At 58.6% G+C, this 25160-nt stretch carries 24 protein-coding genes; 9 read left to right on the top strand and 15 right to left on the bottom strand.

Annotation, left to right across the window (positions count from 1 at the left end; all coding sequences use genetic code 11):
* The first annotated feature begins 40 nt into the window (after positions 1-40).
* The 5 genes from BUS12_RS14700 to BUS12_RS14720 all read left to right on the top strand — a co-directional run bounded on the left by BUS12_RS14700 (position 41) and on the right by BUS12_RS14720 (position 5943).
* The gene (locus BUS12_RS14700; protein ID WP_074296338.1) at positions 41-1060 is read left to right on the top strand and encodes an aldo/keto reductase; all 1020 of its coding nucleotides are present in this window, start codon (positions 41-43) and stop codon (positions 1058-1060) included.
* Positions 1061-1100: 40 nt separating this feature from the next.
* Positions 1101-1736 carry an SRPBCC family protein gene (locus BUS12_RS14705; RefSeq protein ID WP_083640392.1) on the top strand — a complete coding sequence of 212 codons (636 nt, stop codon included), beginning with the start codon at positions 1101-1103 and terminating at the stop codon, positions 1734-1736.
* Positions 1737-1889: 153 nt separating this feature from the next.
* The gene (locus BUS12_RS14710; RefSeq protein WP_429288136.1) at positions 1890-3185 is read left to right on the top strand and encodes a c-type cytochrome; all 1296 of its coding nucleotides are present in this window, start codon (positions 1890-1892) and stop codon (positions 3183-3185) included.
* Positions 3182-3670, top strand: a complete 489-nt coding sequence (locus BUS12_RS14715) for a (2Fe-2S)-binding protein (protein WP_074267600.1) — start codon at positions 3182-3184, stop codon at positions 3668-3670. Before BUS12_RS14710 ends, BUS12_RS14715 begins: the two co-directional genes overlap by 4 nt.
* The gene (locus BUS12_RS14720) at positions 3667-5943 is read left to right on the top strand and encodes a xanthine dehydrogenase family protein molybdopterin-binding subunit (RefSeq protein WP_074296340.1); all 2277 of its coding nucleotides are present in this window, start codon (positions 3667-3669) and stop codon (positions 5941-5943) included. The genes BUS12_RS14715 and BUS12_RS14720 overlap by 4 nt, the downstream gene beginning before the upstream one ends.
* 68 nt (positions 5944-6011) lie before the next feature.
* Here BUS12_RS14720 and BUS12_RS14725 read toward each other — a convergent pair whose 3' ends face one another.
* The 4 genes from BUS12_RS14725 to BUS12_RS14740 all read right to left on the bottom strand — a co-directional run bounded on the left by BUS12_RS14725 (position 6012) and on the right by BUS12_RS14740 (position 10129).
* On the bottom strand, positions 6012-7046 hold the full coding sequence (locus BUS12_RS14725; protein WP_074296341.1) for a fumarylacetoacetate hydrolase family protein: 1035 nt from the start codon (positions 7044-7046) through the stop codon (positions 6012-6014).
* Between the two features lie 119 nt (positions 7047-7165).
* Entirely contained in the window at positions 7166-8359 is a 1194-nt protein-coding gene (locus BUS12_RS14730; RefSeq protein WP_074296342.1) for an MFS transporter, read from the bottom strand.
* A 76-nt stretch (positions 8360-8435) separates the two neighbouring features.
* Positions 8436-9305: an NmrA family NAD(P)-binding protein gene (locus BUS12_RS14735; RefSeq protein ID WP_074267596.1), complete on the bottom strand. Its 870-nt coding sequence runs from the start codon at positions 9303-9305 to the stop codon at positions 8436-8438.
* Positions 9306-9415: 110 nt separating this feature from the next.
* Positions 9416-10129, bottom strand: a complete 714-nt coding sequence (locus BUS12_RS14740; RefSeq protein WP_074267595.1) for an SDR family oxidoreductase — start codon at positions 10127-10129, stop codon at positions 9416-9418.
* 105 nt (positions 10130-10234) lie between these two features.
* Between BUS12_RS14740 and BUS12_RS14745 the strand changes: the two genes are divergently transcribed.
* Together BUS12_RS14745 and BUS12_RS14750 are read left to right on the top strand one after the other, a co-directional pair.
* A complete protein-coding gene (locus tag BUS12_RS14745; protein ID WP_074267594.1) occupies positions 10235-11140 on the top strand; it encodes a LysR family transcriptional regulator in 906 nt (301 codons plus the stop codon).
* 260 nt (positions 11141-11400) lie between these two features.
* Positions 11401-11724, top strand: a complete 324-nt coding sequence (locus BUS12_RS14750; protein ID WP_074267593.1) for a DUF4148 domain-containing protein — start codon at positions 11401-11403, stop codon at positions 11722-11724.
* Positions 11725-11878: 154 nt separating this feature from the next.
* Here BUS12_RS14750 and BUS12_RS14755 read toward each other — a convergent pair whose 3' ends face one another.
* Positions 11879-13459 carry an ABC transporter substrate-binding protein gene (locus BUS12_RS14755; protein ID WP_074296343.1) on the bottom strand — a complete coding sequence of 527 codons (1581 nt, stop codon included), beginning with the start codon at positions 13457-13459 and terminating at the stop codon, positions 11879-11881.
* A 5-nt stretch (positions 13460-13464) separates the two neighbouring features.
* Positions 13465-14346, bottom strand: coding sequence for a hydrolase (locus BUS12_RS14760; RefSeq protein ID WP_074296344.1), 882 nt, complete (start codon positions 14344-14346; stop codon positions 13465-13467).
* Positions 14347-14489: 143 nt separating this feature from the next.
* Here BUS12_RS14760 and BUS12_RS14765 point away from each other — a divergent pair, with 143 nt between their 5' ends.
* Positions 14490-15374, top strand: coding sequence for a LysR substrate-binding domain-containing protein (locus BUS12_RS14765; protein WP_074296345.1), 885 nt, complete (start codon positions 14490-14492; stop codon positions 15372-15374).
* 13 nt (positions 15375-15387) lie between these two features.
* Here BUS12_RS14765 and BUS12_RS14770 read toward each other — a convergent pair whose 3' ends face one another.
* The 3 genes from BUS12_RS14770 to BUS12_RS14780 all read right to left on the bottom strand — a co-directional run bounded on the left by BUS12_RS14770 (position 15388) and on the right by BUS12_RS14780 (position 18495).
* Positions 15388-16545, bottom strand: a complete 1158-nt coding sequence (locus BUS12_RS14770; protein ID WP_253190077.1) for a major royal jelly family protein — start codon at positions 16543-16545, stop codon at positions 15388-15390.
* 112 nt (positions 16546-16657) lie between these two features.
* The gene (locus BUS12_RS14775) at positions 16658-17065 is read right to left on the bottom strand and encodes a carboxymuconolactone decarboxylase family protein (RefSeq protein ID WP_074296347.1); all 408 of its coding nucleotides are present in this window, start codon (positions 17063-17065) and stop codon (positions 16658-16660) included.
* Entirely contained in the window at positions 17062-18495 is a 1434-nt protein-coding gene (locus BUS12_RS14780) for an aldehyde dehydrogenase family protein (protein WP_074296348.1), read from the bottom strand. Before BUS12_RS14780 ends, BUS12_RS14775 begins: the two co-directional genes overlap by 4 nt.
* Positions 18496-18594: 99 nt before the next feature.
* On the opposite strand from BUS12_RS14780, the gene BUS12_RS14785 reads away from it, so the two are divergent.
* A complete protein-coding gene (locus BUS12_RS14785) occupies positions 18595-19524 on the top strand; it encodes a LysR family transcriptional regulator (RefSeq protein WP_074296349.1) in 930 nt (309 codons plus the stop codon).
* 38 nt (positions 19525-19562) lie between these two features.
* Here the strand turns inward: BUS12_RS14785 and BUS12_RS14790 are convergent, their stop codons facing one another.
* The 6 genes from BUS12_RS14790 to BUS12_RS14820 all read right to left on the bottom strand — a co-directional run bounded on the left by BUS12_RS14790 (position 19563) and on the right by BUS12_RS14820 (position 24742).
* A complete protein-coding gene (locus BUS12_RS14790) occupies positions 19563-19856 on the bottom strand; it encodes a DUF1330 domain-containing protein (RefSeq protein ID WP_074267585.1) in 294 nt (97 codons plus the stop codon).
* A gap of 33 nt (positions 19857-19889) precedes the next feature.
* Complete coding sequence (locus tag BUS12_RS39800; protein WP_074267584.1) at positions 19890-20312, bottom strand: DUF1636 family protein; 423 nt, start codon at positions 20310-20312, stop codon at positions 19890-19892.
* Positions 20313-21508: 1196 nt separating this feature from the next.
* Positions 21509-21805: a DUF4148 domain-containing protein gene (locus BUS12_RS14805; RefSeq protein ID WP_429306793.1), complete on the bottom strand. Its 297-nt coding sequence runs from the start codon at positions 21803-21805 to the stop codon at positions 21509-21511.
* A 466-nt stretch (positions 21806-22271) separates the two neighbouring features.
* On the bottom strand, positions 22272-22724 hold the full coding sequence (locus BUS12_RS14810) for a hypothetical protein (protein ID WP_074267582.1): 453 nt from the start codon (positions 22722-22724) through the stop codon (positions 22272-22274).
* Positions 22725-22795: 71 nt separating this feature from the next.
* Positions 22796-23755: a LysR family transcriptional regulator gene (locus BUS12_RS14815; protein WP_074267581.1), complete on the bottom strand. Its 960-nt coding sequence runs from the start codon at positions 23753-23755 to the stop codon at positions 22796-22798.
* 120 nt (positions 23756-23875) lie between these two features.
* Positions 23876-24742 (bottom strand): NmrA family NAD(P)-binding protein, encoded by an 867-nt coding sequence (locus BUS12_RS14820; protein ID WP_074296352.1) that lies wholly within the window; start codon positions 24740-24742, stop codon positions 23876-23878.
* Between the last annotated feature and the right edge of the window lie 418 nt (positions 24743-25160).

Below are 25160 nucleotides of genomic sequence, written 5' to 3' on the forward strand. Positions count from 1 at the left end.
ATTGTGTGAAGTGTTCTCAACATAAAGCGGGCTCACTGTCATGAACTACTGCACCTTCGGCCGCTCCGGCCTGCGCATTTCCCGTCTCACACTCGGCGCCATGACGTTCGGCGCAGGTGAAGGCATCTGGGCAACGATCGCCGGCCTCAATCGTGAGCAGGCAGCACGTCTTGTGGGTCTTGCCCTGGATAATGGGGTGAATCTGATCGATACTGCCGATGCCTATTCGCAGGGTCAGTCCGAGGTGGTGGTCGGCCAGGTGTTGGCCGATCTGGGCCTCGACGAAACGCGCATGCTCGTCGCCACCAAGGTCCGCCTGCGTACAGGCCCCGGCCCCAACCAGGTGGGCCTTGGGCGCTCGCATATCATCCGCACGGTCGAAACGAGCCTGAAGCGGATCGGCCGCGATCACATCGATCTGTTGCAACTGCACGATCGCGACGCACTTACACCGCTCGACGAAACCTTGCGCGCGCTCGACGATCTGGTTACACAGGGCAAGGTCCGGCACATCGGAGTATGCAATTTCAGTGCTTCCGAACTCGAGCGGGCACACGCGATCACGTCGCAGGCGCATTGGGCGCGGGTTGCCAGTAATCAGGTGCACTACTCGCTGGCCGCACGCGACATCGAGCACGAAGTCGCGCCCGTCGCACGGCAACACGACATGGCGCTGATGGTCTGGAGTCCTCTGTCAGGCGGTTATCTGAGCGGCAAATACACCGCGCAGAACGGCGAACCTGCAAAGGGTCGGCGCACCAATCTCAACTTTCCGCCAATCGTTCCGCAAAAGGTCGATCCCATCGTCGAGGAATTACGCGTGGTCGCAAATGCACTGAACACAACGCCAGCGCAGGTCGCGCTCGCCTGGTTGCTCGGGCGCGACGAAGTGGCAACCGTGATCGTCGGGGCAAGTTCCGACGAGCAACTTGGCGCCAATCTGCAAGCAGCAGAACTCGTGCTCCCGCCAGAACTCCGTGACCGGCTCGATCGCATCTCGCAACCGGACGTACCGTATCCGCACTGGATGCAGCGCTTTCATGACAAGGACCGTGTCTAATCCCACAGCAAATAGGTGAGAAAGACGAAAGGACGACCCCATGACTGAAGGCAATATGACTATTCCCCGCGCCCTCGCATTGCTGGCGATTGCAGGGAGCGCGCTTGAAGCGTTCCCCGCATTTAGCCAGGGCAGTATGCAGCCGACCGCTCAGCCGGCCACAAACGACGTCAAAACGATGCAATTCGATCTCCAACACCGTTCGCGGGAGATTCACTGGCCCGAAGGTTTCAACCCGGAAACAGCCGACCTCTTTTCCCACAATGAGACCGTCATCCATGCGTCGTGCGAACGCGTATGGGACAACATAATCGATGCCACCAAATGGCCTCAGTGGTATCCAAATTCGAAAGATGTCCACATCATCGGTGACAGCCCCGTCCTCACTCGCGACTCCGTGTTTCATTGGACAACATTCGGCCTGCAACTGGAAAGCAGGATTCACGAATTCGTTCCGTACACGCGTATCGGCTGGTACGGCTATGCACCAGGTACTCAGCCCAGCTTCTACCACACGTGGTATCTCACGCCTGAGGGGAGCTCCTGTCGTGTAGCGATGGACGAAGTAGGTAACGGTGCCGCCCCAGCCCATCTACGCGAGACCGATGAGAGCCTCATGCACCGCGGCCATGATCTCTGGCTTGCTACGCTGAAGTGGGTTTCTGAAGAACACTAGCCATCGTGACGGCATCATTGCCAGCACTGACTACGAGCACAAGCAAATCGTAGAGAAAAACAACCGCCCCAGCAATCTGTAACGTTCGCCAATACAAGGGCGAATGTGATCGTGGGTTTCAGACGATCCCACCTTCGCTTGGGAGTTCTGATGGTGAAAGCTGGAAAGCTTGGTTTGATTATGCTCGGAGTGGCGGGAGTCGCCCTTGCATGCGCAATCCGTTACGCATGGCAACCCTCGATTGAGCCGCTGTTGGCCCCTGCACCGACTGGCGCCGACACGGCGCTGGTCGCCCACGGGGAGCAAGTCGCAGAAGTGGGTGACTGCATGTACTGCCATACCGCCAACCGTGAAAAACCTTTCGCAGGCGGCATGCCACTCGATACACCGTTCGGTGTGATCTACAGCACGAATATCACGCCCGATCCGGATACCGGCATTGGCCGCTGGCCGCTCGATGCGTTCACGCGCGCGCTGCGCGAAGGCGTTTCACGCGACGGCCATCTGCTGTACCCAGCCTTTCCGTATCCGCATTTCACGAAGATGAGCGACAGCGACATCGCTGCACTCTATGCCTATCTGATGTCAGTCGCACCAGTCAGCGCACCGGCGCACCCGAACGATCTGCGCTTTCCGCTCAACTTCCGGCCACTCGTGGCTGGGTGGAATCTGCTGTACCTCAAAACGGGCGAACTTCAGCCGCCGGACAGGTCGGAATCGCCGGCATGGCTGCGGGGCCGCTATCTCGTAGAAGGGGCTGCCCACTGCGCATCGTGCCACACGCCGATGAACGCGTTGGGTGCGGAAAAAAACGGCGAAGCATTCGCGGGCAACCTGATTGACAGCTGGAACGCGCCGCCGCTCAACGCACTGACACGTGCGCCAAAACCGTGGACCCACACACAGCTCGTCGACTACCTGCGTACCGGGCTCGCCTCCGAGCACGGCGCCGCAGCTGGTCCAATGCTGCCCGTCACGCAACACCTGGGCAACGCGCCGGAGTCCGATGTAGAGGCCATCGCCACTTACCTGATGTCGTTGCAACCGCCGCCCGCACCGGCGCAACCTGCATCCTCCCGCGAGAAAGCCTCCAGGACCGACGATGCAAGTGCACAGTCCATCCGTGGCGGGACCTTGTTCGCATCGTCGTGTGCCGGCTGTCATGCGAGCGAAGCGCCGATGCGCGAAATCGGTGGCAGCCCTGCGCTCGGGCTCAGCTCCGTCCTCACCTCCGACAGCCCACGCGATGCGATCCATCTCGTCTTGCAGGGCAATCCGTGGAACGGCTCTGCGACGGCGCATTACATGCCCCCGTTTGCCGACGTTCTCGACGACGACCAGGTCGACGACCTTCTCGCCTACCTGCGTACCCAGTATGCGCAGCGCCCCGTCTGGAAAGACGTATCCCGGACGACCGCCGCAATCCGCAAGGAGATTCCACAACCATGACCAAGCTCTCAGTCAACGGTGTCGAATACAACCTCGACGTCGACCCGTCCATGCCGCTTCTCTACGCGCTGCGAAATCATCTGAAGCTCAATGGAGCGAAATACGGCTGCGGGCTCGGACAGTGCGGCGCCTGCACAGTCGTCGTCAGTAAACGCGCAGTGTTTTCGTGCCTGATGCCTATCTCAGCCGTCAAGGACCGACCGGTGCTGACGATCGAAGGACTCGGTACCGTCGAGCGGCCGTCGCCGCTTCAGCAAGCCTTCATCGACAAGCAAGCGGCGCAGTGCGGCTACTGCATCGCCGGCATGGTCATGCGCGCACAGGCGCTACTCGAACAGAAGCCCGGCGCCACAGAAGTCGAGATTCGCGAACACATGCAGCCCAACCTGTGCCGTTGCGGTACCCACATGCGTATCATCGGCGCTATCGTGGAAGCCTCGCAGACAATGCGTGAACAACACCGCGCGCAGGGAGCCGATGCATGAACGTGCGTCCCCCCTCCAATCCGGACGCCCCCACGAACCCAGGCCGCCGACGCCTCCTCGTCGCCGGCTCCCTGACGGTGAGCTTCGCGCTGTTTCCTGCTGTGGACGTCATGGCCCAGCGGGCCACGGAAGACGCCGCACCCAATGCTACCAGCGCAGCATTGACCAGCTTGCCTGGCAACCTGGCCGGGACGCCCTCGCTCGATGCATGGATACGCATCGACGAACATGGTCATATCACCGTATACACAGGCAAGGCTGAACTAGGCACGGGAATCAGCACCGGTTTCATCCAGATCGCCGCCGAGGAGCTTCAGGTTCGTCCCGGTGACATTCACCTGATCACCGCCGACACGGGCTCGACGCCGAACGAGGGCTACACCGCAGGCAGCCACTCCACCGCGGACAGCGGTACAGCCATCATGCATGCGAGCTCGCAAGTGCGTGTCCTGTTGCTGGAATCCGCCGCCGGCAAGTTGGGCGTGTCCGCCGATACGCTGCAGATCCGCGATGGGACGATCGTCGCGCCGGATAACCGCAGACTCACGTTCGGCGAGGCAGTCAGCGGTCTCAACCTGCACCGTAACGCCGTCGCGCAGTCGCAGTTGATCGCGCCGGCTCGACATCACGTCATCGGGCAGCCGATACAGCGCATCGACATTCCCGGCAAAGTCACCGGTGGAGCGAGCTACGTGCAGGACATGCGCCTGCCCGGCATGCTCCACGCAAGGGCGGTGCGCCCTCCCTCGTATGGCGCCAGGTTGATTTCCATCGACAACGCGGTGGAAATGATGCCGGGTGTCGTCAAGGTTGTCCGCGACGGCAGCTATCTTGCCGTGGTCGCCGAGGACGAATGGCAGGCGATCCAGGCAATGCGTGCGCTCGAGCGGACCGCCCGCTGGGACACCTCCGCGAAGCTGCCGACGCCAGCGACAATCTACGAGACGCTGCTCACGCTCCCGCGGCGGGAAATTCAGGTGGCCGAGCAACATGGTCCGGCGCAACCTGCCGTGCGAACGCTGCACGCCAGGTTCACGAAGCCGTATCTGTCCCACGGATCGATTGGGCCGTCGTGTGCCGTCGCGCATCTTGATCAGGGCAAGATGACCGTGTGGACGCACGCACAAGGCGTATTCCCGCTGCGCGGCGGGCTCGCGGAGATGCTCGGCATGAAACCGGAATACATCCGCTGCATCCACGTTCCCGGCGCCGGTTGCTACGGCCACAATCCCGCCGACGATGCCGCCGCCGATGCCGCACTCATCGCACGGGCCGTTCCCGGCCGACCGATACGTGTCCAATGGATGCGCGAGCAGGAACATACATGGGATCTGTTCGGGCCAGCAATGGTGACGGACGTGCGCGCATCGCTCGACGCGACCGGCCACGTGATCGACTGGCAATATGAAATCTGGAGCAACACGCACAACTTCCGTATCGACAACGCGGGGCGATTGCTCGGCGCGCAATATCTCGCGCAGCCCTTTACGCCTGCCCCGCCCCAACCCATCCCGATGCCGGAAGGCGGCGGCGACCGCAACAGCATACCGCTCTACAACTTCCCGAATTTCAACATCCAGCACCACTTTCTGCCGGACATGCCACTGCGAGTCTCAGCCCAGCGCGGACTCGGCGCCTTCCAGAACATATTTACGATCGAGAGCTTCATGGATGAGCTGGCCAGCGCGGCGCAGGTCGATCCTGTTGAATTCCGGCTGCGACATCTCGACAACGCTCGTGGTCGTGACGTGATCGAGCTGGCAGCGCGGCAGTTTGGCTGGAACCCGAAGCACGCGCGACGCCCGGGCCACGGTGTGGGGTTCGCGTTCGCACAGTACAAGAACCTGATGAGCTATCTGGCGATCGCCGTCGAACTTCGCGTCGTGCCGGAAACCGGAGCCGTGCAGATCGAACGAGCCGTCGCGGCGCTCGACTGTGGCCAGATCGTCAATCCGGACGGCGTGCGTAACCAGGTCGAAGGTGGCATTCTGCAGTCGGCCAGCTGGGCACTGTATGAGCAGGTGCAATACGACAGCGAACGTATCCGAAGCTTCGACTGGAGCGGCTATCCGATCATGCGGTTTTCCGAAGTGCCGCTGCACGTCGAGGTGCATCTCATCGACCGGCCCGGTGCACCGTTCCTGGGTACCGGGGAGGCGTCGCAAGGACCGACGTCTGCGGCTGTCGCCAATGCAATTGCTGACGCAACCGGCAAGCGGATCCATGATATGCCCCTGGCAGCCGGCGGCCGACTACGAGAATTCACCATCTGACCGCCTGATCCTGATCAACCGTCGCGCTGCAAAAAACGCGAGATGGTTTCCCACCCCGCGTGCGGCCGTTACGCCAGATCGAACTGCAAGGTGCCCAGCTTCTCTATCGTACTTTCGATCTGGTCGCCCGCCTTAAGCCAGACCTGCTGATCCTTCGGCTTGCCGAGGATAACGCCAGGGGGCGTACCCGTGAAAATAATGTCACCCGGCTCGAGCGCGAATAGCTTCGACGTATAGGCGATCATTGCCTGTGTATTGAAGATGAAACGACTCGTGTTGCTCGATTGCCGGACCTGGCCGTTGATCCGGGTTTGAAGCGAAAGGTTGTTCGGGTCGCCGACGAGATCGGCTGACACAAAATATGGCCCGATCGGCGCGAAGCCATCTAGCGTCTTGCCGACCATCCACTGGCCCCCCGTATCCATCTGCAGATCGCGCGCCGAGAAGTCATGGCCCACCGCATAGCCGGCCACGTAGTCAAGCGCGTCTGCTTCGGTCACGTTTCGTGCGGTCTTACCCATCACGATGAGCAGTTCCGTTTCATAGTCGAACTGGTAGGACACTTCGCGCGGCGGCAACTTGATCGTCGACCGGTGAGCTGCGAGCGTGTTGTTGTACTTGTTGAACAGAATGGGTACTTTGGGTAAAGCTTCGTGCGTCTCCTCCGCGTGCTCGCGATAATTCAATCCGACGCAGACGATCTTGCCGGGCGAAGTAAACAGTCTGCCGTATCGTATAGACGATTCTTCACGGTAAGCGGACGCCGCGGCCGGATTGCGAGCCGCTGCGGCGATCAGCGATGTCAATTCTGCGCCATTACCGTTACGTAGCAACGCTTCGAGCGTCACAGGGACGTTCGCGTTAAGCAATGCGTTGGCCTTAGCCACATCGAGGATGCCGTTTGGAGTTTTGACGCCGAGCGTTTCGGAACCATCGGGCTGATGAATGGACAGCAGCGTCACGCCGCGCGGCAATGCCGATGAGCGCGAAGCGCCAGCCAATGCAGCAGTATTTCCCTGCGCCAACACAGACTTTGTTGTCAGGGCCGAGGCGGCGAGAGAAAGCGCGCCTACAGTTTTGATCATTGTTCGTCGATTCAGCATGTCAATCTCCTTGGTTAAGGTCAGTCTGGTGCCATGTACGATATTGAGTTCCGCTTTCACAGCGACGACTGCACGAGTGCGCCATTAGCTGGCAAGCGCATTTCATCGCGCCCATTATGTTAAATCCGACCTCCGATCGGCCCGGACTTTCTCAGCCATCGCCAGTCAACACAGATCAGTAACAACGCCGAGAGAGCGGTTGCCGTAGCTGCCGCAAACGCACAGGGTATGCCGTAGGATCGTGCGACCGCACCGGCACCGGGACCCGCAATCGCGAGCCCCAGATCGAAGCACGCCAGATAGGCACCTATCGCGAGACCCCGGTTTTCGCCGGGCACGCGCCTCATTGCCTCAACGCCGAGAGAGGGAAAGACAAGCGAGTAACCCAGCCCGGTGATAGTGGCTCCAGCCAGCGCGATCAAGGGGTCATTTGCCCAGCCGATCAGTCCAAGCCCGATGGTCTCTGCAAAGAGTGAAGCAAGACCCGTTTGATACCCACCCAGCCGGTCAGGAAGGCCACCCAGGACGAGACGCATCACAATATAGGCAGCGCCAAAGGCCGCAAGCGCGAAACCCGCATGAGGCCACGCCGCCATGCTGTAGCGTAGCGGTAAAAACGCGCTTATCGTGCCTACGCCGGAGGACGCCAGTGCCATGCCGAGTCCGGGTACCCATATCATGCGCAACACGCGTAAGAAGGAAGTACGCTGGGCGATGCGTTCGACGGCGAAGGCTTGCCATGTGCTTGCAGCCGCTGCGCCAAGAAGTGGGGCAAGGACCGCGCAAGCCGCGACAGCACCGAAGCCAGCGGCACGATAGATTGCCAACCCCAGCGGCGCGCCGACAGCCAGTGCTGCGTACATCGCGATGCCTGACCACGCCATCGCCCGACCTGCATATTCCGAACCGACACGACCGATACTCCACGCAGCCAACGCGGTAATGAAAAGGCTTTCTGCCAAACCGAGAAGCAAACGCCCAAGGCAAAGTAGCGCGAGACTCTCCCCCGGGTGCTGAACCAGGACAGCGGCGAGCAGATAAAACAAACCCGCTAAGGACGCGAAAAGGAGCCCCACCAGCGAGGTCAGCTTCGGGCCACGGGTATCCGACAGCCGACCGGCATACTGGCGCGTCAGAAGCGTAGCGAGTGACTGCAGACCAATTACGCCGCCGACAACAAGCGTGCCGAAACCTAGTCTTTCATGCACATAGAGCGACAGCACGGGTAACGGAAGACCAACCGCGAGAAAGCCCAGAAACGCTACCGCAGAAAACGGTACCAGTTGCCGGACCACGTGCGCTTCCTTGAGCATAGACAGAATCCTGAACAGCAACGGTGGCAACGGATCGCATGGACGCAAGAAAAATCATGGGTCTACCATGACCACTCTATTGCGACATTCGCTGTATCAGACGTTCGAGTGCCCGATCGATCGTGATAGAACCCTTCCGTATCGCAGACTTGTCGCCGTCGAACTCGATCCATCCTTCGTTGAAGCCATCGAGCATGCGTATACGTGGTTCGGGATTGGACGCGCCCTGCGAGCGGAACAGGTCGGCCCACGTCTGCCTTGGTACCACCTCCGCGCGCACCGGCCGTGCGAGCAACTTGCCGAGCGCAATCGCGATTTCGGTCGGCGTCACCCGTTGCGGTCCTTCAAGCTGCACAACACGCTGTATCGCGTCGTCCTGTTGGAGCAGTTCCGCCGCGACCTGTCCGATGTCCTCAGTGGAAACCATCGGTACCGGCTTGTCGAGCGGCTGCAGAAAGCTGGCAATCGTTCCGGTTGTCATGGCCGTCTGAATGTCGCGCGCCGCATTCTCCATGAACCATGCGGCACGCAAAAACGTGACGGATACCGGGAGCGCGATGAGGCTCCGTTCCATGATCCCAAGCTTGCTCAGCAAGTTTGACTGTGTCGCCCGCGCACCGATGGTTGACAGACAGACCACCCTCTGAGGGAGTGTCTCCTCGAGCGCACGGCGAATGGACGTCACCATCCTGACCGTCTCGGGAAATCCGTCTGCCTGATCGAAATTCGACGGCAGCATGACAAAGACCCCTCTTGAGCCGTGGAACGCGGTGACCAGTGACTTCTGATCGTCCATGTCGGCGACACACACCTCACATCCACGCTCCGCCCAGGCGGATCCCTTTTCCTGACTGCGCACGATCGCGCGAACTGGCTGGCCTGTGGCAAGAAGCGATCGGGCCACTGCTCCGCCGACCTTACCGGTTATTCCGAGAACCGAAAACATGTGTCACCCTACGAAGGATTGTCGAAAAGTGCTGCCATCGTGACTACAATGTCAGCCAGGAAAGTGGAACCAGACAGGCAAGCTTGGCTACCCCCAATTACGTGCGTCGATTACGACGGTCGCGCCAGGCCCGCATAAAATGCGTCGGCATCGCGCGCGAGCATGGCCTTGATCTCGGCGCTACGCGCGTCGGCACACACTTCGCGCTGGTTACTGGCAACGCCCGCAATCGCGCTACGTGCGATATCATCCGCGCTTGTTTTAGAAACGCCCAAGGACGCCGCCATATCCGTATCGATAAAGCTCGCATAGACACCCACGACCAGCGTGCCCTGTGCCGCCAGCTCCAGGCGCAGCCCGTCTGTCAGCGCGCGTTCAGCTGCCTTCGATGCACAGTAGGAACCGTTCATCGGATGCGTAAACCAGCTGACGACCGAAAGCATATTGACCAGCGCCCCGCCACCGTTATTACCGAGCACCGGCGAAAACGCACGGCACATGTTCAGTGTTCCGAAGTAATTTGTCATCATTTCTTCTCGCGCAGCCTCGATTGACGGCGCGGCGATGAACGGGCTCATCCGCATAACACCCGCATTGTTAATCAGCAGCGTTACATCGCTACATTGCCGGGCCGCTGCGGTGACAGTGTTGGGATCTGTGATGTCAAGTGCAACTGGAACCACACCGGGATCAGTGATTTTCGAGGGATCTCTCGCGCCGGCATAGACCTTTACCGCTCCAGCCTGAAGGAGTACTTGCGTGAAGGCACGCCCCAGCCCACGATTGGCACCGCTCACTAGCGCGGTTACCCCTTTGATCTGCATAGCCGGCTCCTGCTGTAGTTCGACGCCGCCGAGTATAGGGTTCCTCATCTGATTCAAAAAGCGCATCCGTGTCAAAATCACCGTGACACAAATTCATTGATCACTATGGCCTTCGATACACGTCTGTTGAATGGTATTGGCGTTCTCGCCGCAGTCGTCGAGAGCGGCAGCTTCGTGCACGCCGCAGAAGCACTCGGTGTAACCGCCTCTGCGGTCAGCCGCGCGGTGGCCCGGATGGAACAGCGCATTGGAATACGGCTATTCGACCGCACGTCCCGCGCGGTCAAGCTCACCGACGAGGGACAGCGCTTCTACGAGCGCGTCGCGCCGCTGCTAGCCGAAATGGAGGACGCAGCGACCGAGACGGCAGGCTCATCCGTCAACGTTCGGGGACGACTGCGCGTCAATGTAGACCCCTGGTTTGCCCGCTTCATACTGGCGCCCAAACTCGAGAAGTTTCTGTCAGCGCAACCATCGCTCCACGTCGAGCTGGCGATTCGTGACAGGCTCGGGGATCTGGTCGCGGAGGGTTTCGACGCGGCGGTACGCTTTGGCGTACCTGAAGCGTCATCGCTCGTGGCACGCCCGCTTCTGAGTACCCGCATCCTGACCTGCAGTTCGGCCGCCTATCTCGCGCGGCACGGTCGACCCGCGCATCCGCTCGAGCTCGCCGACGGTCGATACGAATGCCTGTTATTCCGGGATTCGTCGACCGGTCGGCCATTTCCGTGGGAGTTCCATCGCAATGGCGAAGTGCTAACTGTGCCCGTATCGGGACGGTTGATCGTCAATGATCTCGCGACAAAGCTGAGCGCTTGCGCCGCTGGTCTGGGTATCACACAGACGATGGAACTCGGGGCGCACCAATGGCTCGGCGACGGCAGCCTGGTCGAACTGTTTCCGGAATGGGCTCAGGAACAGTTACCGCTCTATGTCTATTACCCGTCGCGCCGACTGGTGTCGGCCAAGATGCGGGCATTCATCGACCTGCTGACAGCGGACATTGGCTAGCGTCAGGCATCTTGCAAGCCGGACGACGCGCTTCCGCTTGTTCAGATCCGCCGTGCGGCCCGCCGTATGGCGAGTAGCCACTCGCAGACGTTAGCTGCAATACGTGCCGGTAGCACCGGCTTACGCATCCTGGCGATTCGTTCAATGACAATCCGGCATCTATTAGATGACTTCGATGTTATTCAAGTTTGATCTATTTTTGTCCAGAATCTATTCCGAACGATCCGTTCCTTTCTTAACCCGCGTAAAGGAAATTTGCCATGAACTTCCGCCAAATCACCCTGGTCGTCGCGGCTGTGCTCGTCTTTCCGATCGCCAGCCATGCCCAGGAAACCTCCTCCACCGTAACCCGTGCCCAAGTGCGCGCCGAACTCGTTCAGCTCGAAAAGGCCGGCTACATGCCGAGCCGCGCCAATGATCCTCACTATCCGGACGACATTCAGGCCGCCGAGGCCAAGATCAGCGCACAGCGCAACACCTCTGCTAACGTCGAAAGCAGTTTCGGTGGTGTGCAGAACGGCTCCGAGGCATCGGGCAGTCCCACCGCCGTGATCGGCCTGGGTTCACTTTATACACGTCCCTGAGCGACCTGCCGTCCGGCCTGAAAGTACCCGCACTTTCCCAGGCCTCGAAGGCCTGGATGCGTAGGGCCTGCTTTCCTTTGCGTCGGTGTGCTAACGGCAATGCAAGAAGGTCTCGCACCTGTTTAAGCGGGAAGGTGCGCCGGCAGATGCGTACTCAATGTTTGACGACGTTGAAGACGCGTGTGCGGCGCATCGGCCACGACGTGACGCCTTCAAGTCGATTGCTGACGATTCGCAGGTCCGGCGTGTCGTACAAAACGATCATCGGTACATCGGCGATCATCATTTTATGCAACTGCTCAAACGTCTGTCCGCGCTCAGACGCATCAGTCACGCCGCGCAGGCTCTGCAGAAGCTTGAGTGCTTCTGGATTGTTCCACTGTGCCATCGGCGACTTGGCTTTGTCCCCCAATATATCGCTGAACATCATCGCCGGGTCGGTTCTTGCCGAGTAAGCGAACGACATGATCTGAAAATGTCCGGCACGAAAATCGGCAACCTGCTTGCCCCAGTCGACCACGTCGAGTTCTGTCGAGATGCCTGCTTTTCTCAGCAGTGACTGAACGTAAACCGCCAGTGAAAACATAAACGGAAAGCGATGATTCGTCTCGATCTTCAACGTCTGTCCGTGATAGCCCGCCTCTGCAAGCAAACGCTTCGCTTCCCCAATATTTTGCGAGAACCCGACCCGGTCGCCGGGCCCGAACACACCACTCGTCTCCGGTACCAGTGATGGACTGTAGTGCGCACGACCATCGGTAACGGCATTCACAATGGCGGGAAGATCCAGTGCAAGCGCGATTGCACGACGAACCCGCGCGTCTGCAAGCGTTGGGTCCTGGCTTTGCATCAGTAACTCGACGGGATCGGCACTGGGGCCCACGATGACACGCCATCTGGGGTCGCTCCCGACGAGCCCGTCTCCGCTCACCGACATCATGTCGACTTGCCCGGCGACGACCGCAACCTTTTGTGCCGCCTCGTCCGGGATGACGACAAATCGAGCGTCGTCGTACGCGACCTTCGCGCCCGCAAGACCACTCGGCGGTTCGCCTCTCGGGCGATATTGCGCAAATCGCTTCAGCAGAATGTACTGTCCGCGTCTCCAGTCCGCAAATATGTACGGACCTGTTGCGACGGGGCGAAGCCAATGCCCGGAGCTGTCGACGCTTGATGGGCTAAGGATTGCCAACTGACAGTGCGTGTCGACCATGTCTTTGAGGAACAGTTCGTTCGCTCTGTCCAGTTCGAACACCACGGTATAGGCATCGGGCGTCCGCACGCCGACGACCTTGGCACCTCGATGCCCGTCGTAGTTGCCACGGCACATGAATCCATTTTCTGGCCTCATCAGGAAGTCGAAGCTCCACTTGACCGCGCTTGACGTGAATGGCGAGCCGTCGTGAAACACCACGCCATGCCGGAGATGAAATGTGTAGGTCCGAGCATCTGAAGAGATGTCCCAACTGTCCGCGAGCATCGGGCCAATGCTGAGATCGGCACGTAGCGCTACCAGCGACTCGACAACGTTGGCCAGAACATTGTCGGTCATGGTATTGCGTGCGATATTGCCTGGCATCGAGGTAGGTGTGTCGGTGCCCTCCGCGACGCGGATTTCAGGTGTCCCGATCGCGGTCGACGAAAGCGTGCGCTGCGTTTCCGCTTTCGCGAAGACGGGAAGCACAATAGCGACGACGGCAGCCCCAATCCGGCAAAGAGTGGTCAGTCTGGACATTAAGATCAGGCAATTGAGGCAGGATGAGGTCCCCGCTTGCTGGCGAGTACACGCGCGAAGAATGCCTGGACTGCCGGAATCACCTCTGCGGATCGATGCGTGGCGTTCTCGACTTCTTCCAGCGCAACGTTGATCCCATGCAACTCAAAGCTGTTCTTGAGCGACTTCAGTCTCTCGGGACGCGTACGGCCCGCGTCGTTCGCGCCGGGCATATAGTGCGCGCCGTCCGGTTGATGGGTAATCTCCCAGATCTCGATATCGGCTTTTCCGACCACCATGTGAATCGGGACTTTTCTCAACGCCTCCACATCGATCTTTTTCCCGAAATGGGACTCGACGTCACGCGTGCCAGTCCACCAGTCACGGGTCGGATCAAGCAGCGTGACCGAGCCAGGCGCGCCGATCGATGCGGCCCATAGCCTCCCAGGATGCAGCAGGCAAAACCGGTTGGCAAACTGGCCACCGCCCGAAAATCCAAAGAGCCCAAATGTCTCCCATCTGCGTTGATACTTCTTCTCGATCTCGGCGATCATGTCCAGCAGCAACTGGTCGTAGCGGATCGTTCCTTCGCGTAGCTGCTTATACCCGTCACGATTGTCGTCGCCGCAAACGTTGGCGGGAAACAGAGGACTCAGAACGACACAGTTGTGCGACTCCGCGAACTCGGAAAAACGATCTCTGAAGCCCTCCATTCTGCGGTTCGACCCATGAACGACGACGATGAGGTCAATAACAGACTCAGGATCGAGAATGCTCTTCGGCACGTAAAGGGTATAAGCGAAGCGCGGATCCTTCGTATGCGAATAGACGGTGGTGTTCCCGAAGTTGTACATGCGATCCGAGCGCGATGCCGATGCAGACGTTTTTGTTGTGTCAGAGGTATCCATGACGTTTCCCTTTTGCTGATGCGGAGAGTATCGTATTGGTCAATTCAAAAAAAAAGCTAAATTTGCTTTATTTGAATTAAACAATTTCTTTCCAATCAGGTGTTGCTGAAAACGCAGAGTCCGTTGATCGAAGGGAGATACCCATGAGCACATTGAGGTTCCTCAGAACCTTCGTTGCGATTGCCGAACATGGAAGCTTCGCTGCCGCGGCTGAACGTGTCGCGCTGACGCACGCCGCTGTCGGCCAGCAGATGCGTGCACTGGAGAGCGAACTCGGCCGGCCTTTGTTCAGTCGGGAGAAGCGCTCAATCACGCTGCGCCCAGAGGCTTACCAGTTGCTTCCGCAAGTCAGGCAGTTGCTGGCCGACTATGAAGGGATCGTTGCAGGCGACAAAACTGAAAACAATGTTGCCGGGCACGTTTCGATAGGCGCGATCGTCTCCGGGATGGGGTTGCTTTCGAAATGCCTGGTCGAGGTTGCGCAGGTTCATCCCGCACTCGAGGTTACTTTGGCGACCGGACGATCGAGCGATCTGATCGTTCGGGTAGGGTCGGGCGAGCTGGACGCCGCGGTTGTTATTGAAGACAGTCGCCGGCCCTTTCGCGGTATCGGATGGACTCACTTGTATGATGAGCCACTCGTCCTGCTTGCAAATCGTGGACAGATCCGTCGCAAGGACGACTTTGATAGCCTGTTGGAAACATCCCCGTTCATTCGCTATGACAGGGCTACGGCAACCGGCGCGCAGATAGAGCGACTATTGCGTCGGGTGGGCACAAGACCACGGCAGATTCTGGAGCTAGACTCGATTCTGGGGATCAGCGAACTGGTCAGGCAGGGAGTGGGTGTTGCCATCGTACCGATGCTCGCACATTCCGGTTGGCACAAAGACCCTGCGCTACGCGTGTTCCCTGTGCCCGACGGCATCTATTCCCGTCGGGTTGGCATGCTCGAGCCGAGTCGCAAAGGGCATATCACCGGAATCATTCGGCAGCATCTGGTTGGCATCATGGGTAACCCATGCTAAGCGTATGAGGAATTCAAACCGGATTCGGAGCGAGCGTCACAGGCTTTGCGTCGATCCTGATGCGGAACAACGTATAAGGCTTCTTGCGCAAATCGTGACCATGATGAAATGAAGCCTGCCGAGGCAACTGGTTCGCCGTGAAGTACAGATAGCCGTCGTTCCCGACCGACAAAGTATCCGGCCACAGAATGCGCGGATCGTGTGCAATGGTTTGCCACTCACCGTCTGGACGCCGCCGGCGAATGCTGTCGTGTTCATAATCGCCGGCATAGATAGCGCCGCTCGCATCTGCTTCAAGACCATCGGATGCGCCCTTCTCGCCCAGATCCCGCACAGCTGCCGCTACCGCCGCGGGGCTCGCATTGCGATCGCGCAGCAGCGCAGTCGGCACCGAATACAGATGGCGGCTGGACAACGGTGAGTAGTACAGCGTCGCTCCGTCGGCTGACAACGCAATGCCATCTGCCGCACCATGTAGCGGCCGGCGTTTTCCGTCAGGACCGTCGGTTGCCATCTCTTCGCCCTCCACCACTGGAACGAACGCCGCATCGGCGCTGGTCGAAGGGTCCCCTGATAGTTTGCGCCACGCCTCGCCGCTTGCCAGATCCACAACAATGATTCCACCTGGCCCATGCGGCGACGAGTCGGTAACATAGGCAATGCCTTGCGCACCGAACCGGAAATCGAAACGCACGTCGTTCAGGTACGTTGTCGGCAACAACGCGTTCGGCGGAAGGAGAATCGTCCTGACCACCTTGTTGGTAGCAAGGTCGACGGCGACCAGTTTGGCGCCGCCCTGGATCGGTGCCGCCAATTTCGGCGACGCCGTGTCCAGAATCCACAGCCGGTTCTGCGAGTCAGCAACGACGCTTTGAACGCTAATCAGGCTATCGGCAGGATGCGCGGGATCCGCGCGATTCGTCTGTGCGTCCGGATAAGGCACGATCCGCTTACCGACGATCTCGCCGACGGTAAACGGCACGTCGTCTCCCCAACGTGGAAAGTTGACAAACAGGCGACCGTCTGGCGCTTTCGTTACACCGGTGGGCATGGCACCGTAGAACTCGAATACCGGTTCGATATGGCCGATCGTCTGTTCAGTGGCAAGTTTGGGCGTCGCGTCCGCAGTTGCCGTGAGCGTTGCTGTCAATCCGAGCGTCACCGCTGCCACGGCTTTGCTTATGCTTCTCATGTTTTTCCTGATTGGATTGCACGATTGAGCGCCTCCGGCATTCCCGTAACCAGCACGGTATTTTCCGCGGGGTGGCGCTGGACTGGAAATATCATCGCCCACTCACCGCACTGCCTCGCTCGATTTCCAGCGCTTCGAGCACCTCCGCTGCGGCATTGCTGGCAGTGTGCGCCGCCGGAAACCCGGCATATACAGACGCCTGAATCATCACTTCCTCGATTTCGCCCATGCTCAAACCGTTAGTCAACGCGATGCGAACATGATTCTTCAGTTCGTCGCGTTGGCGTAGCGCAATCAGAATACCGAGCGTAACGAGAGAGCGTGCACGACGATCAAGGCCCTCACGCGCCCATACGCTTCCGAACACAAAATCTATTGACAGGGCCGCCATCGATGCACCGAATTTCCCATCAGTCATCGAGTCCGCCATGTTCCGCGCTCGCTCAGCACCACGTAGTTGCTCGAATACGGCAAGACCCCGTTCCATGGCGTCCTTCATTGCGGCTCCAATACGATTGCACCGAGAACGGCCTTCGTCTCAAGAAACGCCTCGAGCCCGAATGTCCCGTATTCCCGACCGATGCCGGATTGCTTGTAACCGCCGAAAGGTGCGAGCGGTTCATGTGGCGCGCCGTTTATGCTCACGCGGCCGGCTTCGAGCCTGGACGCCACAGCACGGGCCCGTTCGATGTCCGCTGAAATCACGTACGCGTGCAACCCGTAGACAGTGTCGTTCGCGATCTCGATCGCTTCTTCCTCACTGCGATAGGTGAGAATGCACAGCACTGGCCCGAAAATTTCTTCACGCGCAATGCTCATGCCGTTCGTCACGTTCGCGAACACCGTGGGTTTTACATAGTAGCCGGCCAGCCCGTCCGGATGACCTTCTCCGCCAATTACGAGCGTCGCGCCTTCTTCGACACCGCGCCGGATATATCCCTGCACCCGTTCATATTGTCGCTGGCTGACCATGGGTCCGATTGCCGAATCGGCATCGTTCAAGTGACCGACCTTTACCGCTGACACGGCTTCCTTCACCAGCCGGATGACATCCTGAAGACGATCCTCAGGTACAAGAATGCGTGTACCCGCAATACACGCCTGGCCGCTATTCTGGAATCCGGAAGTGACGGCGACGGGTACCGCTGTCTCGAGATTGGCGTCGTCAAGAATCAGTGTCGGCGACTTACCGCCAAGTTCAAGCGTCACCCGCTTCATCGTGTCGGCGCCGGCGCGCAAGATCGATTTGCCGACCGCAGTCGACCCCGTAAAGGAGATCTTCGCGACGTTCGGGTTCACACTCAGTTCCGAACCCACAATGTCGCCCCGTCCCGTCACAATGTTGAACACGCCGGCTGGCAGACCCGCCTCGTGCAGGGCTTCGGTGACAATCTGCGTCTGGAGCGCGCTCATTTCGCTTGGTTTGATGACCACCGTGCAGCCCGCGGCAATCGCCGTTGCCAGCTTGTTGCAGATAAAGCCGGCGTTCGCGTTCCAAGGCGTAATTAGCGCAGCGACGCCTACCGGTTCCATCACCACTTCCGCCGACCCAATCCTCCGCGTGAACGAATACTCCTCCAGCGTCTGCGCAGCGTGCAGAAAGGACTCGGCGGCGTAACGTGCTCCCCACTTTGCACGCGTCGAGGGCGCGCCATATTCCTCGATTGTCGCAGCGGCGAGGCGATCGACATTCGCGAGCATGGCCTCATACAGACGCTTGAGCCACGCAATACGCTGCTCTCTGGTCGTACGCGCGAACGCCGGAAATGCACGGCGCGCGGCGGCTATCGCATCTTTCGTGTCTTGCACGTCGGCAAGACGCACCCGGCCGATTACGTCACCTGTCGAAGGGTTGTGGAGGTCGAACCACTCCTGACCATTTGGCTGCACAAACTGGCCGTCGATATAGATGTGTTCAATGCTGTACATGAATGCCTCGATCAAATGGTCACGTGTCCCAGCGTAGTCGATTGCATCCGAGCCGATAAGAGGGATAAACTTACACGACTTGATCCGGAAATCGGGACAATGCTCAAATCAGGCTTGATCGAACTGGAAGTCGTGCTCGCCGTCGCGCGGCTCGGTGGCTTTCGTGCGGCGGCACGTGAACTAGGCATGTCGTCGACAGCGTTGAGCCGTGCGATCGTGCAACTCGAAAATCGGCTGGGTGTGCGGATATTCAACCGGACGACCCGCAGCGTCGCGCTCACGGAACCTGGCAAGCAGTTCATCGCAACCGTCGGTCCCGCCCTGTCCGAAATCCAGCAGGCGATGGCCGCCGTCAACAATCATCGTGCAATGCCGACAGGCACCTTGCGACTGAACTGCGCGGTTGGAGCTGCGCGCGCTATCCTCGTTCCAGTCGTGCTGGAATATCTGCGCCGGTTCCCCGAGATGAGCGTCGACATCGCCACGGAAGCGCACTTCGTCGATATCGTAGGTAGAGGCTTTGATGCTGGCATCCGTGCCGCAGATGATGTGCCACGCGACATGATCGCTGTGCCGTTTGGCGGTGCATTGAAATTTTCCGTCGTCGGCTCGCCATCATATTTTGCGCAATGCAAGAAGCCGCGCACGCCAAAGGATCTGATGTCGCATCAATGCATACGAGCGCGCTGGCCAAGCGGCAAGCTGTCCCGTTGGGAGTTCGAGCGACGGGGCGAGAAACTCTCGCTCGACGTACCAGGAAATCTGACGCTAGACGAGCCCACGCTGATGCGTGATGCTGCGATTGCAGGTGCGGGCGTCGCGTATCTGTGGGAAGCCCCCGTAGCGGATGAACTCGCGACGGGGCGGCTCGTAGCTGTGCTAAAGGACTGGACCGTCAGTTCAGCCAGCTTGTGTCTGTACTATCCGGATCGGCGTAATGTATCAGCGGCATTGCGAGCATTTATCGAACTGCTACGAGAGCCAATAAACCATGAAAGCCGAGGTGATGCGATTGTCCTGAGGTGCTGAAGTCAAGACACAGTTCGCCATTCACCGCGCCCTGCACGTCATTCCACGCCGCGAATGATCCGGAAATCGCGCACGACGGCGTCGCCCAAGGCTTCAAGCGCCTTCCGGTACGCGTCGCTTTCGTATGCGGCAACGGCCTGCTCATAGGACGGAAACTCAATCACAACGGTTCGCTCCTTCAAACCGTGCTCACGGACTTCGTCAGCCACTCCACGTGCGATCACTCTGCCGCCGGCAGCCTCCACAGCGGGTACCGCCAATTGGGCGTACGTCGCCAGCCTGGCCTGGTCCTTCGTTTCACGATAGGCCGACACCCAATATCCCTTGCTCATTTAAATCTCCTTCTTCCAAGAGGAAAGCCGCTTTTATGCAGTACCTTTTCTTCGCTTCGGCGAGATCGCACTTACGTGTCCCTGCAACGCCGCCGGCAGTGTCGTAACGCTCACGTCGTCTGATGCCGTCTGTTGGTATTCCAGAGCAGCGCTGATCAGATCCGCAGCGTCGTTAACCTTCAGACCCGACAAGCGGACGCGCGGCTTTTCCGGCGCGTCAAGCGCAGCGGCACAGGGCTTCCGACAACTGCCGAGGCAATGGACCATCATTACGGTTACGCCCTGGCCGGTCAACCTTTCTTTGACTTCGTTATACAGGGACAATCCCACCGCACCGCTGTGCGGCTGGTCCCTAGGGCAGGTTCGGCAGATTGCGACGGTATTCGACCGCGCCCTCTCGCTCATATCCTGACTAACGACCTGAGATTGTTCCTGGCTCTCGCGTGTGGCTAACATGACGCCGTCTCCTGGCTCTATCTTTTCGAGGAAGGAACTGTCCCGAGTTTTATGAACCGTCTTTAAACAACCTGGGACAGAAAATCCTATGAACAAATTCTACGAGCGTGTCAGATCGCATGCTTATCAGAGCGTCGTATCGCGTATCCTAGAATCCAACTCTGTCATTGATATTTATATGGAATCCTATATTTATCATCAATCTCTGCTATGTCACTGCTTCCCCGGTCCTGGAACTTTCCGCAAACTGCACGCCAGACGTCCGACCGCTCGAAGGACCGAACTACGGATTCAATTTCGCGCAGCTTGAAATCTCGATGCAGTAGTGCAAATTTTATCGAATGGGTCGTCATGCCACGAGGTGTTCTGCATCCTCTTCGACGCTATGGACACCCATCCTTAAGATCTGCGCGACAACTTGATACTCATCAGGCGTTAGCGTCTGCGGATGATATTGTAGAAGTGCCCGGAGAGCATGTAACAATCGACTCAGGGAAATGATCGGCCACGCACTCATGAGGTAAGCAAGTGGTAGTACGCTTTTTCTCTCGCACCATCTATCAAAGAGAGGGAGGCAGAGTCTTTCGAGCTCATCGATTTGCGCATCGACAACGAGTTCGTCAACGATTTTTGACATGTCGACCAGATGTTTGCAGCGGCAGCAGCCGCCAAGCCAATTGAATAGCCAGAATCGAGACCCCGGCAGCGCAGATCCCTGTCCAGCCCCATTGACCCCAGACCCACCCGAATACCACGCCACCTCCACCACCGGCAAAATGGCACGTCATGTAGGCTGTCCGAATACGGACATGGATGATCGACATAGCCTTCCGGGCACGACTTCTACTTTCGGCAGATGCCAGCGAGCTCCACGCCAAGGTCCACGAAAAGCAATCAAACGTCATCACAGAGAGGTAAGCTCGGTTGAACCAGAAATGCCAAACGTTCCAATGGCCGGCGACATCGTTGAATCGGTTACATTGCATACACTTCCCCGATTCCCATGTCTTTCAATGACGGCGCTTAGCAAAGTGGAGCCTGCGCCGATGGAGTTTGAACAGCCATGCGGAATTTCGCGTAAGTCAGACACCGTCCGACCTGCCCCAGGCAAGCTAGAGGACGAACCTCAAAATTCCGAGGGCTTACCGACACGCGTCCCACATGGCTGCTCCACGCTGCGAAAGCAGCGTGCTGGTTCAAGGCGTACCGGTCCCCTGCTCCCCAGACTCCGAGTTCGCGCTGGTTACACCACCATAGGAAGTCTGCGGATTTCCACCCGCTGCGTTGCTCGCGCGGACCTTGGCCTCGGCGGCCTGAATGTCTGCCGGGTAGTAAGGGCTGGGCTTGCCCGGATGATAACCAGCTTTTTCGAGGGCCACCAGTTCAGCACGTACTTGCTCACGCGTGACGGGAGTGCTATTTTCCTGAGCGCTCGCAAGAATGGGCAGAACCACCGCGAAACCAATAACCAGATTGCGAATGTTGACGATCATTTTCATGCTCCTGTGTATCAACGAAAACTTGAATGAGCGAAAAAAAGCTGCATCGCAGAAGTTATTAACTGCATTTCCTCGACGAGCATTTCCTTAATCAGTTCAACGTAGCGTCATTCCGTAAATATCCAGTTACATCGGGCTTCGCCCTCTGGCTATTTGCACTCGCTGAACTTGATGATATTTTCGGCAGTCGTAGCCAAGACGTCTACGTACGGCAGGTCATGTCTGTCATAACGTCGTAGCATCGCATCACCGCGCAAATCATCTACAACCGGCATGCTGGCGATCGGTGATCAGGCGGGCGAATGACGTACCGCTCCGTCAGCTTGTCGATCAGTTCCCTCAGCGCATTAGGACCAACATCGTGTCATGTCTACAATGCCGACATGGCATGGATAGTCTTCTCAAGAAACCGTCGTCTGATTTTTGCGCCGCGAACCGTAGGTGTCGGCGAATCGTATCGCTACGTCCGGGAGAGCCACCGCAGTTGCGCTCGGCGAATCAGGAACTCGTCGATCGATATGGCGCAGTCCACGATCGCGTATTCGTGGCCATCGTGATCGACAACCACCCGGCTCAACTTGTACAGACGGTCTGCATCGTAGTCCCACGCCTCGCGTTCGTCGGAACCGTCACCACCACGCAGGATTGCGTACGTAGTACCACCCTCGTTCAGCCTGTCGATGTTTAGCCGTCGCTCATTGCGAGCGATCTTCACTAGTTTGCGCCACGGCGGCGGACTCCACACCTCGATTCGATCGGTGCCGTCCGGCAATTTTTCCCGTTGCATCGCCCACAACTTCAATACGACCACATCCTCGCCGTACGCGTCCCATGACCACGCGCGATTCGTCAGTTTCAAATTGAGTGTGTACAGCAGAAACTCATTGATCGTCTGTTGATTGTTCCTGGCCATGCGGTTATGCCGTTCCAATGCCGTCGTGGCACGGCGGCGGTCTACGCCGAACAGTGCCCGCACGCTATCAACTAGATTACGGGTTGAGCCAGCGGAGTGTTCTCCGACGACAGGAGCTCCCGATTCTCGTCAGCCAGCGCCAGCGGCACCTGGTCTCGCGCGAACTCGACGAAGGTTCTGATCTTGGCGTCGAGGTAGCGTCTCGACGCATATATCGCATAGATGTTGCACTCTCGCAGGCGGTGCTCAGGCAAGACGCGAACAAGGCTCCCATCGCGTAAGCCCGGCAGCGCGACAGAAATCGGCAAAGGTCCGATTCCCATCCCCTCACGTATCGTCTCGACCAGCGCTTCGGCGACATTGACGGTGAGCGGTGCAGGCCGCATGTGACAAAAAACCGGCTCGCTTACATCCTCAAATTGCCATTCTCCGGGAGGCACATCCGGCAACATCAATTGCAGGCATGTGTGTTGGCTCAGGTCCGCAAGACGAGCCGGAGTGCCGCGCCTCGACAGGTATTGTGGAGAGGCGCACAGAATCGTTTGCACGCTTCCAATGCGTTGGGACACCAAGTTCGAATCCACAAGATCTCGCGTCATCACCACGGACACGTCGATACCTTCGTTAACGATATTGGGCACGTTCTGCGAGAGTACCAGCTCGATCAGTACCTCCGGAAACCGTTTGCTATAGCGTGCGATGAGCCGCGCCAGATGGTGTTGACCGACACTGGCTGTCGCGTGGACCTTTAACTTGCCGGAGGGGCGGGTGCCCGCGCCTGCCGCCTCGGTCTCTGCGAGTTCAACATGGGCCAGAATGTGCTCGCAGCGTTGTAGATAGCGTTCGCCAGCACCGGTAAGCGTGACTCGCCGCGTTGTTCTTTGCAGCAGTCGTGTGTGCAGATGCGATTCAAGGTCCGTGATTGCACGTGAAACGTGTGCTGTCGACACAGACGCAAGATTCGCGGCCTTCGTGAAGCTGCCGGTTTCCGTAACTCGCACGAACATCCGCATGTTTTCTAAAGTATCCATCGGAATCCTGACTACAAGTAAAAGGTTTTCGGCAGATCAGCATCGTGTCGATAGGCGTTGAGTCGTAAGGAGCCGTCGGGCGCTCCGAGCCTGTTGCGCCTTACTGACACAGAAGCTGGATTAGCACGCGTTTCGAATAAGCTCGCGCAATACGACATCTAAAGGTACACGCCCAATTCGCGTTTCGGTCCGACGGCCCTCGAACTTCAGCCAGCCTTCGTTGAAGCCATCGAGCATTTGCATGCGCGGCCCAGGATTCTTCATGCCTTGCGCGCGGAACACTGCCTCCCATGCGTCCCGGGGAACCAGCTTCGGCCGGACTTCGCGTCCGAGCAGTCGATCAAAGGTCCGGGCGATGTCATTCGGGCTAATACGCCTATCACCTTCAAGTTCTATGATCCGAATACCGTCCCACTCTTCTGTGAGCGTCTCTGAAACCACGCGTCCGATGTCGGCCGTTGCCACCATGGGAATGGTCTGGCCAAGCGGCTGAAAAAAGGTGGGAATCTCCCCGCTTTCACACGCAGGCTCAACATCACATAAGGCGTTCTCCATGAACCACGCAGCACGCACGAACGCGACTGGCATCTGGAGATTGCCAAGCGCTTCTTCCAGATAGCGAACCTGCGTGAGCAGGCTAGGTTGAGACACCTGAGCCCCAATGGTCGACAGGCAGACGACCTTGCGAGGTTGCGCGGTGACAATCGCGTCGTGCAAAGACGAGGCGATTTCGCGCGCTTCCGAAAAATCCGAAGAAGGATCGAAATTCAGGGGCAACATCACAAAAACGCCTTCCGCTCCCTGGAACGCCAGCGCCAACGCTTGCGTATCGCGCAAATTGGCAACCGAAACCTCGTATCCCTGCTCCCGCAACGTCGGCGTATGGTCCGGATTTCGAACAACGGCGCGAACGTCGTATCCGTTTGCCAGAAGCAGTCGGGCAGCAACGCCTCCTACCTGGCCGGTGACTCCAATCACGGAAAACATAGTGCCCCCCTTTCGCTAGAACTGAATCAAATACAGTGTTCCAGCATTCTCATTCTTCTTTCATCGGATTAGGACCGCCGTCACGTCATACCTTCCATAACGGTATGGCATAGCTAAGCCTCGAGCTGGGCTTTTTGAGACGCGAGTTCGATCTTTCGCATACTCCTGTCGGCTTTCCACCAACATGAAGCGCATTCCTTTTCCGCCCTCGGCAACATGGCCGAAAGCACGGCTTCACATCGGACTGCTTCAGATTCAGGGATTCAGGTAACGCGTATTTTGGGCGTGCAGATAGCTCTCATTCCCGCGTGGGTATTCGCTGCAGGCGCGCTGAAAAAAAGCCGGTCGTCAGCGCATGCTCACGACCGGCTTTTTTCTGTCACGCGCTGCTCTTTCGTTGCGAGCGCCGCATCCAGGG

It is taken from the genome of Paraburkholderia phenazinium (assembly GCF_900142845.1).
GTDB lineage: Bacteria > Pseudomonadota > Gammaproteobacteria > Burkholderiales > Burkholderiaceae > Paraburkholderia > Paraburkholderia phenazinium_A.